The organism is Streptomyces sp. SID13666, assembly GCF_010548325.1.
Classification (GTDB): domain Bacteria; phylum Actinomycetota; class Actinomycetes; order Streptomycetales; family Streptomycetaceae; genus Actinacidiphila; species Actinacidiphila fildesensis.
In genome coordinates this window covers 64,885-76,960 of sequence record NZ_JAAGLX010000032.1, presented here as the reverse complement: position 1 = coordinate 76,960, position 12,076 = coordinate 64,885, and the positions used below count along the sequence as shown (strand labels likewise).

The window sequence follows — 12,076 nt, the reverse complement described above, 5'->3', positions numbered from 1 at the left end:
GGTTTCCAGAGGGTTCTCAGAGGAAGAAACCGTGCTGATCGGCGACCTGCTCGTACCCCTCGAGCCGCGCCTGCGTCCGCTCCGGATCGGCGTCGGCCATGGCCTGCAGCAGGGCCGCGGACAGCATGCCCGGGGCCGCGTACGAGTCGAAGACCAGCCGCGAGCCGGTTCCTGCGGTCAGGACGACGTCCGCCTCGTCCACCAGCGGGCCCAGGGTGAGATCCGTGATCAGCGCGATGCGCAGTCCGGCGCTGCGGGCGGCCCGCAGCGCGGCCAGGGTCTCCTTGGCGTGCCGGGGCATGGCGAACGCCAGCACCCACGCCCCGCCGGCCGCCCGGGACTGCAGCAGCGCGTCGAAGGCGACGCTGCCGCCGCGGGTCACCACCCGCACATCGGGGTGGATCCGGCGGGCGGCATAGGCGAAGTACTCCACGAGCGGCGCCGAGATCCGCAGGCCGAGAACCGTCAGGGGCACCGAATGGGCCAGCTCACGGCCGATGTCCAGCACCTGGTCGGTGTCGGCGAGCAGCCGCCGCACGTTCTCCAGGTTCTCGATCTCCGCGTCGACCGCCGCCTGCAGCTCGTTGCGGCGGACCTGCTCCCGGCTCTCCGGCGACCCCGCGACCGCGCTCAGCGCGATCGGCTGCAGCACGTCCCGCAGGGCGGGATAGCCGCTGAAGCCGAGGGAGGCGGCGAAACGGGTCACGGACGGCTGGCTGACGCCCACCCGCTCGGCGAGCTCCGTGATCGAGAGGAAGGCGGCCTCGGTGAGGTGGTCGATCAGGTACTGGGCGATACGGCGCTGCCCGGGGGACAGGCGATGGCCGTTGAACAGGGCGTGGACGCGGTCCGCGGGGGCACGCTCCAGCTCCAGGGGCTGCCCACCCGGGGTGATCGCAGCCGCCTGTGCCCGTGCCTGCTGCCCCGATGGCACCGGTGCGCCTCCTTATTCATGCCGCTCCTGCTCAACATAGCTCACGCCTTGTGGACGGCCGGGAAATCGCCCCAGGGCGGTGTTCCACTGTTCGGCGATGGCGTCCGAGCGGGCGAAGTGCGCGGTGGCCTCGTCGTCGCGGCCGAGGAGCCGCGCGAGTTCGCCGAGGGTGTACGCGACCGGCCGGATCGCCACGGTGGAGCCCGAGCTGGGCGGCGGTGCGTGGCGGTAGGGGAGCAGCGCCGCGTACAGCTCCTCGGCGCCCTCCTTCTCGCCGAGCGCGACCATGGTCATCGCACGGAAGGTCGCGAAGACCTTGAAGAAGTAGTCAGGGCGGATCGGCAGTGCCTGCGCCAGCACCTGCCGGGCCTCGGCCGGCTGCCCGGCGGCGGCCAGGGCCGCGGAGAGCAGATCGCAGGCGATCGGGCCGTAGGCGTCGAACGCCTGCCGGGCCGGCGGTACGAACTCGCCGAGCCGTCCCTGTCCCGCCCTGATCGTCGCGGTGGCGATCAGCAGATAGCCGGCGGCGTGCGGGGAGCCCTGGCGGCCCATCCGGGCGGCCGCTTCGGCGTAGAGCCGCTCGGCGTCCGCCACCCTGCCCTCGATGTGCGCGAACGTCGCGAGCATGCTCTCGCCGACCGCGGCGGGACCGGGCATCCGGTAGGCGCCGGCGAGCTCCAGGCACTCGGCGGTGAGCCGGTACACGCCGGTGACGTCGCCCTCGACGGCCAGGGCGGTCGACCGGATGAACAGCCCGTACCAGCGGTAGATCGGCAGGTCGTGCGCGATGCCGAGGCGGTCGATCCGCTCCCCCAGCTCCGCCCGTTCACGCCATTCCAGCTCGGTGTCGAGCTCGCGGGCAAGCGTCGCGAGCGCCAGCGCCCGCAGCACGGGATCCCCCAGGCCTTCCGCGATCACGACGGCCTCCTCGGCCGCGGCCCGCGCCCGCGGGTCCTGACCGTCGGAGAGCTCGGCGGAGTACGCGTCCAACAGCCGGCAGCGCACGGCGGGCTCCAGATCCGGCAGCTCCAGCAGGCGGCCGAGTCCGGCGACGACGGGCTCGTCGACCATGCCGTACGGCCGGGTCTGCCAGGGCGTCGGCTCGGTCCAGGCGGTGAACGCGCGGATCAGCAGATCGTCCCGGGCCGCGGCGGTCGCGAGATCGATCGCCGTCTGCCGTGTCGCCCGCGCCTCCATGACGGCCCCGGCCCGTACCTGGGCCCGCAGCAGCCTCCCGAGCAGCTCGATCCGGTCGTCGTCCCGGTCTCCGGTACCGCCCGCGGGGACTCCGGTACCCCCCGCGGGAACCCCGACACCGTCCGCGGAGACTCCGACACCGCCCGCGGGGGCGCGCAGGCGGTCGAAGCACTCCAGCGCCTGCGCGAGCAGAGCGGCGGCGACGTCGTGCGCGTAGCGACCCTCGGCGAGTGCGGCCGCTCGCACGCAGTAGTCCACGGCCTTGGCCGCGGTGGCCGAGGACGCAGCTCCGGCGTAGTGATGGGCCAGCGCGGAGACGTCGTACGGGGCGAGCCGCTCCAGGGCCGCCGCGATCCGGCCGTGCATACGGGTGGCGCGCAGCCGGCTCAGGTCGGCCAGCAGGGTGTCCCTGACCAGCGCGTGCACGAACCGGACGCGGCCCGGCGCGGGCTCGGTGAGCAGCCCCGCGACGAGCCCGGTCTCCAGCGCGCCCAGCACGCCGTCCTCGCCGGTGTCCGCGGCACCGACCAGTACCTCGACATCCGCCTCGCGCCCCGCCACCGCGGCCAGCCGCAGCAGGGCCACGGCAGCGTCGGGAAGACGTCCGAGCCGGCGGCGCAGCACGTCGCGCACCCCTTCCGGCACATCGGACAGCGCCACCAGGGCGCCCTCGCTCCCCAGCAACCGGGCGCTCTCGCGGACGTAGAAGGGGTTGCCTCCGGTGCGTTCGGCGAGCGCGGCCACCGTCCCGGCGTCCACCGGCGCCTCGCCCGCCGCACCGGTCACCGCTCCGATCACTTCCGCGACGGCCGACTCGGACAGTCCCCGCAGCGGCACGCGCAGCGGGGACCGCCGCGCCAGACCGGCGAGTCCGTCGGTGAGCGGGCCCCCGATCTCGTCCGGCCGGTACGCGGCCACGAACAGGACGGGGGTGCCCTGCGGCAGATCGACCAGGCCCGCCAGCATCGCGAGCGTCTCGGCGTCGGCCCAGTGCAGGTCGTCCAGCAGGACGGCCACCGGCCGCTCGACCGCCGCCGCCTCCAGCCACTGCCGGACCGCCCGGTGCAGCCGGAACCGGCCGGCGGCCGCGTCCTCCTGAGGAACGGAGCCGGTGGCGGAGCCGGCGGAGTCCGTGGTCCCGTCGGACAACAGCGGCGCCAGCACGGCGGTCGACCCGGCCGGCGGCGGGAACTCCACGGCGACGGACCGCAGTGCCTCGACCCAGGCCCAGGCGGGCGGCGCGCCCTCGGCGTCGGTGGTGCGGCCCAAGGCGACGAGCCAGCCGTCACGGCGCAGCCGGTGGCCGAACCGCTCCAGCAGCGCCGACTTGCCCAGCCCCGCCTCGCCGGTCACGAGCGCGACGCCCGGACCGGCGGCGCGCGCCCGGCCCGCGGCGGCCGCGAGGAGTTCCAGTTCGGCCTCACGGCCGACGAACAGGTCTGCTTCGGCGGGCTGTTGTACGGGAGCGGTCGTACGGAGCGGACTCGTCGGACCCGTCGGGGCCGTCAGGCCTGTCGGACCCGATATCGGATCCGGTATCGGACCCGTCGTCGGATCCGTCGTCGGATCCGTCGTCGGATCCGTCGTCGGATCCGCCGGTGCGTCCGTCGCGGCCCGGAGGACCTCCGCGCGCTGGGCGAGGACCGCCTCTTCGAGTTCGGTCAGGACGGGGCCTGGATCGAGGCCGACCTCGGCGGCGAGGACCGCGCGGGCCCGCCGGAGGGTGGCCAGGGCGTCGGCCTGCCGGCCCACCGCCCAGAGCGCCAGCGCGTGCAGGCGCCAGCCCTCCTCACGCAACGGCTCGTCGCGGGTGAGCAGTTCGGCCTCGGGAACGGTCCCGGAGACGTCGCCGGAGCGCAGCCCCACCGCGACGCGCAGTTCACGGGCGACCCTCCGGAGCTCCTCCAGGCGCGCGGTCTCGGCGCGGGCCCACGGTTCGTCGGCCGTCTCCGCGTACGCCGGGCCCTGCCACAGCGACAGCGCCTCCTCCAGCAGCCGGCCCGCGGCCTGCGGCCGGGTGGTGAGGAGTTCACGGGCGTCGTGCAGCAGCCGCTCGAAGCGCCAGGCGTCGACCGCGTCCTCCGGCAGCCGCAACGCATAGCCGGGCGGCGCGCTGACCAGCAGTTTCGCCGGGGTACGCGGAGCCCGGCCGGGCTCCAGGAGCCGGCGCAGGTTCGACACGTACGCCTGCAGCGAGGTCACCGCCTGGGCGGGCGCCGCGTCCTGCCAGAGGTCCTCGACCATCCGGTCGACGGGGACGACCTGGCCGCGCGCCGCCACCAGCAGGGCGAGCACCGACCGCTGCCGACGGCCGCCGAGCGGAACGGGCTCCCCGTCCCGCTCGGCTCCGAAGGAACCGAGCACGCGTACGCACACCATGTCGCCGCACATCGTAAGCGGCCAAGGATCTTGTCGGGCCCGAATTTCCCAGCCCCGGGCCACAGTTCCCGGGCGACAGTTCCCGGTCCGCATTCCAAGCCCTGATTCCAAGTCCGTTCCAAGTCCCTTCCAGGACCCGCCGACGAGGCTTCACACATGACGACGAAGAACGCAGCACCCCAGGCCGACGCCCGCCCCGACACCCACGAGATGGTGGTCATCCACCGCGGACTCCGCCGGGAGTCCCGGCTCCTCACGGAGCTGATCGCAGCCGTCGCCCCGGGCGACACCGCACGGGCCGGCGTGCTCGCCGCGCACTTCCGCGACTACCTGCTCGGGCTGACCAACCATCACCACGGCGAGGACGACCACCTCTGGCCGCCGCTCCTGGCCCGGGTCGACATCGAGGCCGATCTGGTGCTGCGGATGGAGGCCCAGCACGAAGGGATCGCCGCGACGCTGGCCCGGGCCGAAGCGGCGCTGCCCGGCTGGGAGGCCACGGCCGGCGAGGCGGAACGCGACGTGCTGGTGGCCGCGCTCACCGAGCACCGCGCCGTCCTCGTGGAGCACCTGGACGACGAGGAGCAGAATCTGCTCCCGCTCGCCGAACGGCACCTGTCCGTAAAGGAGTGGAACGCGCTCGGCGATCACTTCATGGCGACCACGCCCAAGCCCAAACTGCTGTTCTTCCTCGGCATGGTCCTCGAAGAGGCCGACAGGACCGAGCGCGCGAAGATCCTCGGCGAGCTGCCGCTCCCGGCCCGGCTGCTCTGGTACGTCGTCGGCAGCCCCGCGTACCACCGCAGGGTCCGCCGCATCCGCAACGGGACCCGCTGAATCCCCGCTGAGAACCCCGCACACCTCACCGCCCCCCGAGCCCTACCCTTTCACGCACCGGAGACCTGTCATGACCTGGAAGAACGTCACCACCGCCCTCGCCATCATCGGCGGCGCGTTCATCATCTACGTCGGCCTCAGCTATCTGTTCGCCCCCCGGACGACCGCGTCCGGATTCGGTCTCCCGAGCTGGCCGCAGCAGGACGGCAAGGCCTTCCTCGCCGTCAAGGGCGTGCGTGACATCGCGACCGGACTGGTCATCTTCGCGCTTCTCCTGACCGGACACCGGAAGGCGCTGGGCTGGGCGATGCTGGCGATCACCTTCGTCCCCGCCGGGGACATGGTGATCGTGCTGAGCAACGACGGTTCCACCGGCACCGCGTACGGGGTGCACGGCTTCACCGCCGCGGCGGTCGCGGTGACCGCCGGGCTGCTCCTTCGCGAGCGCCCCGCCCCGTCGAGCGCCCCCACGACCGCGGGGCCGGCCACCCGGAAGGCTTCCCGGACGGCCGACCCCGCGCTGAACCGGTGAATTCCGCTCAGCACCCGCTCAGTTGGACGTCACCACGCGGACGGAGCCGGCGGTGCGACGACCGCCGGACGGTCGTCGCAGGTGATGGTGTTCGGCAGCTCCCAGGGCGCGAGCCAGGGACCCGTCGTACCGCCGCCGTCGTTGCCGCCGAGATCGGTCAGGGCGAACTCCGAGCCGGCGGGCGTGAAGTGGAACGAGCCGCAGTTGTTGACCCCGACCGCACCGACATTGCGGGCGTCCACGTTCTCGAAGGACGAGGATCCCGCGGCCCGGCCGCTGACCACCGAGGTGCCCGTGCCGTCGACCCTGATGTCCTTGAAGTGGACGTTCGTGATCGAGTACAGGTCCTTCACCGGCCAGTCGGAGACCAGCATGATCGCGTTGTAGGTGTTGTCGAGGAAGTGGTCACCGGTCACCCGGATGTCCGCGTCGATGTTCTTCTCCAGCGCGAGGAACCAGATCGCCCCGAGCCCGATGTTCCAGTTCAGCTCGTACGTGCCGGCGCGGACCGTGGTGTTGTCGGTGATCCACAGATGTCCGGTGAACGCCTCCGAGCCGAAGCGGGAGCCGACCTGGATGGCGCTGCCCTCCCGGATCGGGTCCGCGATCAGGTTGTTCGAGACCGTGTTGTCGGTGCCACCGTAGATCGCGATGCCGTTGGCGAGCACCGGCGTCTGCACGGTGTTGTGGTCGAAGGTGTTGCCCGCGTTCCCGGTCTTCTCCGACCACATGGCGAGACCGTCGTCACCCGAGTTGCGGACGAAGTTGTTCGACACGAGCGAGTGCGTGACACCCGTGTGGAAGTTGAGGCCGTCGGCGATCTGGTCGGTGATGACGTTGTTCGTGATCCGCAGGTTGGTCATCGGCCCGTCGAACCACAGGCCCACCTTGGTGTGGTGGAGGTAGAGGCCGTCGATCGTCGAGTTGTTGAGTGCCCCGCCGATCCCGTTCACCTGGTCGGTGTCGACCCGGTCGCGCACATCGCCCTCGACGGCGAAACCGGACAGGTGGACGTTGTTGCTGCCGCCGGCCGCCGCGTCCTTGCCGTAGAAGCCGACGCCGGTGTGCACCGAGCCGTCAGGCAGTGGAGTGGCGAGGGTGACCTGGTGACCCTTGATGATCGTGTACCAGCTGCCGGCGCCCTCGATCGTCACGTTGTCGACGACGATGTGCCGGTTGACCTGGTACGTGCCCGGCGGGATGTAGACCTTGAGGTGCGTCCGCTGCGCGAAGGCGATCGCCCGGTCGATCGCGTCGGCCGAGTCGCGCCGGCCCGACGGGTCGGCGCCGAACGCCAGGACGTTCGCCGCGACGGCGGCGACGTGCGGCGCGCCCACGAGCTGGGAGTCGAGCAGGTCGATGGTGGTGGCCGAGGCCTTGCTCCCGGCGGGAACGGTGAGCCGCACCTTGTCGCCCGCGCGGTACTTCCTGCCGAGCGTCAGGCGCTGCTCGTCGTAGAAGTGGTTGGGGCGGAACGGCGTCGCGAACTGCGGGGCGGGCGTCGTGGCGGCGGGCACACAGGCGCACTCGGTGACCCAGTAATCGGGGTGCAGCAGCCCGGCGTTCGGGTCGTTCGAGAACGGATACTGGTTGTACAGCCAGGAGTACCGCGACGTCAGGGTCGCGGTGGTCCGGTTCTTTCCGTTCACGGTGACGTCGAGCGGTGCGGTGATCCCGCCGCCGCCCGGTGCGTCCGGAATGCTGTAGCGCACGGTGATCGCGTCGGCCGCGGCCGGCAGCGTGAACTCGACGTACTGACCCGGCGCCAGTGAAACCGCCCGGCGCCCGGACGCCTCCGCCGGCAGCGTGTACGCGGTGCGGCCCGGGCCGATGACCGTGCCGTTCGTCGCGGCGTTCTCCGCCTCCTGCTCGGCGAATCCCACGCTCGCGCCCCGGCCCGCGACGAGCGCCGGATCGAGCGCGGCGCGTGTCACCACCGGACCGGCACCGCCGACCGCGGCAGGTCCCGCCGACGCCGTCCCACCGGCCAGAACGCTGAGCCCGACGGCCGCCGCCGTCAGCGACGCGACAGCCATCGCGGCTCTTCGCCGCGGTCCGTCCGGCCATTTCGCCACAGCACCTGTGATGCTCCGTGACATCGCCTGCTCGTTTCTCTCGGGAGGACGAACGCCTGGGACCCGCACGGCGAAGCGGCCGCCATGAGGGTGAGGTGACAGTAGGACCCCACTCCCGGTTCCACAAGGTTCCTACCGAAGAATTCCGCCGACTTGCCTTCTAAATGCGGCAGTCCATCAAAGTCTTGCGTCAACTTCCTTGATTCATTGCATCGGTGCCGTCCGGGCGGTGGCCCGTGGTGATGTGCAGGCCGTAGCGGTTCCACAGGAAGCGCTGGAGGAAGAGGGTGACGGTGCCCGCCAGGAGCATCCCGGCGAGGTTCACGCCGAGTTGCTGGAACGAGGCGGCGACCTCGTGCCAGTGGGCGAGGGCGACCGCCACGGCGATGTTGCCCGCCGCCGGGACGGTGGTGACCGAGATGAAGACGCCCACCAGGGCAGCGGACTTGCCCGCGGTCATCGACAGGATTCCCGCGACCCCGGCCAGCAGCGCCACGATGAACGACCACTTGTCCGGATGGATGATGAAGTCGGTGGTCGGCCTGTTGTCCAGCATCGATGGAGTGATCCAGCCCAGCAGCCGGCTGATGACCGCGCAGGCCGTCGTGATCGCGATCGCCACGGCGAAGCCGATGACGAGCGTGCGCACGGCCGCGCCGATCAGCCGCAGATCGCCCCGCAGCACCCCGAAGCAGGCCGCCGCCACCGGACCGAACTCGGGGCCCAGCACCATCGCGCCGACGATCAGGATCGGCTGGTCCAGCAGCGCGCCGATCGCCGCGATCTGTGTCGCGAGCGCGAGAAAGGCCAGGAACGCCCAGGTGAGGCGGGTCTCGGCGGCGGTGCGCGCGGCCAGTTCCTCCCAGACGACGGCGTCGTCGGGCTCCCCCGGTGCCAGCTCCTCGGCCTTCTCGGCGGCGGTGGAGATCGACAGGTACAGCTCCTCGACGGTGATCCCGCCGCTGTCCTTCAACCCCAGCGCGCGCAACTGCGCGAGCACGCCGTTGGCCGCCTCCCTGGCCACGTCGAACTCGACGAAGTCGCCCGGCGGCGCGTACGCGGCGCCGGGCAGTCTGATCACGTTGACCACCGCGGGGCAGTCGGTGGCGATCCTCAGCACCTCGTCGGTGCGTTCCACGGGACTGATCACTCGCACATGCAGCACAGTGTCATTGTGCCCGTGCCCGGGTTCGTCCCCGGACGGGCGCCGCTGTCACGCGGAGGCGTACCGCTCCGCCAGCGTCCGGGCGGTCCCGGCCAGCCGGGAGCGCAGTTCCGGGGGGCCGAGGACTTCGATGTCCGTGCCGAGGGCGAGGAACGCGCCGTGGGCGTGGTCGAGGGACTCGATCGGCAGCGTCGCGCGGGTCCAGCCGTCCGGTTCCGGGGTTCCGGTGGCGGCCAGGGCGCGGGCGGCGGCTCCGGTGAGCCGGGACGCGGCGCCCGGCGCGAGCCGGACCAGAGCCTCGCCCTGGTGGAGACGGGCGTGGAAGTCCGCCTGGTAGCGCTGCCAGTAGCCGACCAGGCCGAAGTCCTCGGGCGGCTGGAACTCCTCGTCGAGCACGGTGAGTTCGAGGATCTGGTCGACGCGGTAGGTGTACGGTCCCGGCCCGGCGACGAGGTACCAGCGGCCCGCCTTGAGGACCAGCCCGTACGGCTCCAGGCGCCGGTCGACATCGGTCGGCGCCTTCCAGCGGCGGTAGCGGACGTCGAGCACCCGGCTGTGCCACACCGCGTCCGCGACCTTCGGCAGATGCGGGACGTCGTCGTCCTCCGCGTACCAGCCGGGCGCGTCGAGATGGAATCTGGACTGCATGCGTTCGGCCTGGGCGCGCAGTTCGGGCGGGAGCGCCGCGCGCAGTTTGAGCTGGGCGTTCGCGAGGGCGGAGCCGAGTCCCAGCTCGGCGGCGGGGCCCGGGATGCCGGACAGGAAGAGCGCCTCCGCCTCGCCCGCGCTCAGTCCGGTCAGCCGGGTGCGGTAGCCGGCGAGGAGCTGGTAGCCGCCGGAGTGCCCGGCGTCGCCGTACAGCGGGACGCCCGCCGCGTGCAGCGCGTCGACGTCCCGGTAGACGGTCCGCACCGACACCTCCAGCTCCTGCGCGAGCTGGGCGGCGGTCATCCGGCCCCGGGTCTGGAGCAGCAGCAGAACGGAGAGCAGACGGCTGGACTTCACTGACACAAGATGTCAGTGAAGGGCCTCTACGGTCCAGCCATGGCTTTCACGGAGAAACTGCTGCGGGTGCTGCCACCGGTCGAGGTGGGGGGCCGTTCCATCAAGCGCTACCACGTCACCGCCGACCCGGCGGGGATCGAGCCCGAGGTCGAGAAGGCCGCGTACGCGATCCTCCGGGAGCTGCTGCCCGAGCCGGACGGTACGCCGCAGGCCACCTTCATCGTCCTCCACAGGGGAGGGGACGACGGAGCGTATCTCAACGCGTACAGCTGGGCCTGGGACAACGCCCTGCACTTCGCCGGGGCGGCGGGCGGCCAGCCGGTGCTGGGCTGTCCCGACCAGGACCCCACGCACTTCGTCCGGCTGGAGCCGACGCTGATCGGCTGCGTCTGGGAGCTGCCGCCGATCCTCCATGAACGGGACGCATGGGTACGCCACATGCTCGCGCCCGACCGCCCCGACCTTGCCGCCTATCTCGCCGACTCGCTCGCCGAGGGCACTACAGGAGACCGCTCATGAACGACTTCGACTTCCTCACCGGCAGCTGGGACGTCGCCAACCGGTGGCGCACCGACTTCCTCGACGAGACCAGCGAGTGGGAGGAGTTCCCGGCCGTCAGCCACGCGTCGGGGCACTTCGAGGGGGGCGCGAACTTCGACGAGATCGTCTTCCCGACCAAGGAGTTCGCCGGGCTGACCCTGCGGCTGTTCGACACCGAGCGCAAGGAGTGGTCGCTGTACTGGGCCAGCAGGCGCACCGGGACGCTGTTCCCACCGGTCACCGGAACCTTCACCGACGGCGTCGGCGAGTTCTACGGGGACGACACGCATGCGGGGCAGCAGATCAGGGCCCGCTTCATCTGGTCGGGGATCACGGAGGACTCCGCGCGCTGGGAGCAGGCGTTCTCGGTGGACGGGGAGCAGACCTGGGTGACCAACTGGATCATGGAGTTCACCCGCCGCTGACCACTCACCGCTGAGCACTCACCGGCAGCCCGCCGCTGACCACGCGCGGGTGAGGGGGCCGGGTCGCCGGAGGAGATGGGCCGGCGACCCGGAGTGGTGCGTGGCGGGCGTCAGCCGTTGTGGGCGCCGTTGCCGGAGAGCACCGGGATCTGGTTCAGGATGTGCGACGCGGCCTCGTCGCCCTTGCCCTGGGTGGAGTTCTCGGCGCACTGCTGGTTCTGCGGCGACGCCAGGACGTTGATGTCCTGGGCCGTGACCGGCACCAGGATGCCGACGAGCGAGCCGACGTTGGCCTTGACCGGGACGCCCGCGCAGAGCTTGTTGAGCGAGCCCTGCACGAGGCCGATCTGCGGGCTCTGCATGCCGTCGGTGTGGGTGTTGCCGTAGGACTGCTCCGCCCCGTTGCCGTTCACGGTGTTGAGACCCGACTCATCACCGATGGCCATCGCGGGCGCGGCCGAGGCGGCACCGACGGCGACGACGGAGGCCGCCAGGGCAGCGCCGGCCAGGAACTTCTTGATCATGATCAGTCCTTTGTCTGCGGGGGGATGCCCTACGTCGGGGCGAAGAGATCAACCGTTCAGAACGGGTTTGGTTCCGGAGCTTCATTCCATTGGCGGAAATTGCCCCGCACAGTGAAGTCAGCCGCCGAGGGGCAGGCCGCCGAGCAGCGACGTGGCCTTCGCGGCGCCGGCCAGCGCCGGCGTCAGGTTCTTGGCGGCGTCGGTCGTCTGGCCCAGGAGCGAGTCCGTGGAGGTGTCCGACCGCAGCTTGTCGGTGGTCTTGGAGACCGCGCCCACCACGGGTCCGAGGCTGGCGTCGCCCGCCTGCTGCACCGGCTGCGCCGCGAAGGCCTGGTCGAGGCCGCCGTTGATGCTGGTCGGCATCGGGGCCCCGTCGGCGGCGAACGCCGGCGCGGCGGCACCCACGGCCATCACGGAACCGGCGACGACCACAGCAACCTTGGAGAACTTCACTGTCAACCCT

11 protein-coding genes are annotated in these 12,076 nt (G+C 71.8%); 4 read left to right on the top strand and 7 right to left on the bottom strand.

Going from position 1 to position 12,076, the window contains the following annotated elements:
- Positions 1–16 precede the first annotated feature (16 nt).
- Positions 17–934, bottom strand: a complete 918-nt coding sequence (locus G3I60_RS31285; protein ID WP_138351312.1) for a MurR/RpiR family transcriptional regulator — start codon at positions 932–934, stop codon at positions 17–19.
- A gap of 12 nt (positions 935–946) precedes the next feature.
- A complete protein-coding gene (locus tag G3I60_RS31280) occupies positions 947–4,495 on the bottom strand; it encodes a BTAD domain-containing putative transcriptional regulator (RefSeq protein WP_343241134.1) in 3,549 nt (1,182 codons plus the stop codon).
- Between the two features lie 171 nt (positions 4,496–4,666).
- On the opposite strand from G3I60_RS31280, the gene G3I60_RS31275 reads away from it, so the two are divergent.
- Both G3I60_RS31275 and G3I60_RS31270 read left to right on the top strand, forming a co-directional pair.
- Entirely contained in the window at positions 4,667–5,347 is a 681-nt protein-coding gene (locus G3I60_RS31275) for a hemerythrin domain-containing protein (RefSeq protein WP_198357286.1), read from the top strand.
- A 70-nt stretch (positions 5,348–5,417) separates the two neighbouring features.
- A complete protein-coding gene (locus G3I60_RS31270; protein ID WP_164294628.1) occupies positions 5,418–5,879 on the top strand; it encodes a DUF4267 domain-containing protein in 462 nt (153 codons plus the stop codon).
- A 29-nt stretch (positions 5,880–5,908) separates the two neighbouring features.
- Here the strand turns inward: G3I60_RS31270 and G3I60_RS31265 are convergent, their stop codons facing one another.
- From G3I60_RS31265 to G3I60_RS31255, 3 genes are all read right to left on the bottom strand, one after another.
- A complete protein-coding gene (locus G3I60_RS31265) occupies positions 5,909–7,915 on the bottom strand; it encodes a glycosyl hydrolase family 28-related protein (protein WP_239070468.1) in 2,007 nt (668 codons plus the stop codon).
- Between the two features lie 229 nt (positions 7,916–8,144).
- Complete coding sequence (locus G3I60_RS31260) at positions 8,145–9,119, bottom strand: DUF389 domain-containing protein (protein ID WP_138351308.1); 975 nt, start codon at positions 9,117–9,119, stop codon at positions 8,145–8,147.
- A 48-nt stretch (positions 9,120–9,167) separates the two neighbouring features.
- Positions 9,168–10,124, bottom strand: a complete 957-nt coding sequence (locus G3I60_RS31255) for a YafY family protein (protein ID WP_164294630.1) — start codon at positions 10,122–10,124, stop codon at positions 9,168–9,170.
- Between the two features lie 39 nt (positions 10,125–10,163).
- Between G3I60_RS31255 and G3I60_RS31250 the strand changes: the two genes are divergently transcribed.
- Positions 10,164–10,643 carry a hypothetical protein gene (locus G3I60_RS31250; protein ID WP_164294631.1) on the top strand — a complete coding sequence of 160 codons (480 nt, stop codon included), beginning with the start codon at positions 10,164–10,166 and terminating at the stop codon, positions 10,641–10,643.
- Positions 10,640–11,089, top strand: coding sequence for a hypothetical protein (locus tag G3I60_RS31245; protein WP_138351305.1), 450 nt, complete (start codon positions 10,640–10,642; stop codon positions 11,087–11,089). The genes G3I60_RS31250 and G3I60_RS31245 overlap by 4 nt, the downstream gene beginning before the upstream one ends.
- 110 nt (positions 11,090–11,199) lie before the next feature.
- Here G3I60_RS31245 and G3I60_RS31240 read toward each other — a convergent pair whose 3' ends face one another.
- Together G3I60_RS31240 and G3I60_RS31235 are read right to left on the bottom strand one after the other, a co-directional pair.
- The gene (locus G3I60_RS31240) at positions 11,200–11,613 is read right to left on the bottom strand and encodes a rodlin (protein ID WP_138351304.1); all 414 of its coding nucleotides are present in this window, start codon (positions 11,611–11,613) and stop codon (positions 11,200–11,202) included.
- 117 nt (positions 11,614–11,730) lie between these two features.
- The gene (locus G3I60_RS31235) at positions 11,731–12,066 is read right to left on the bottom strand and encodes a hypothetical protein (protein ID WP_138351303.1); all 336 of its coding nucleotides are present in this window, start codon (positions 12,064–12,066) and stop codon (positions 11,731–11,733) included.
- Positions 12,067–12,076: the final 10 nt, after the last annotated feature.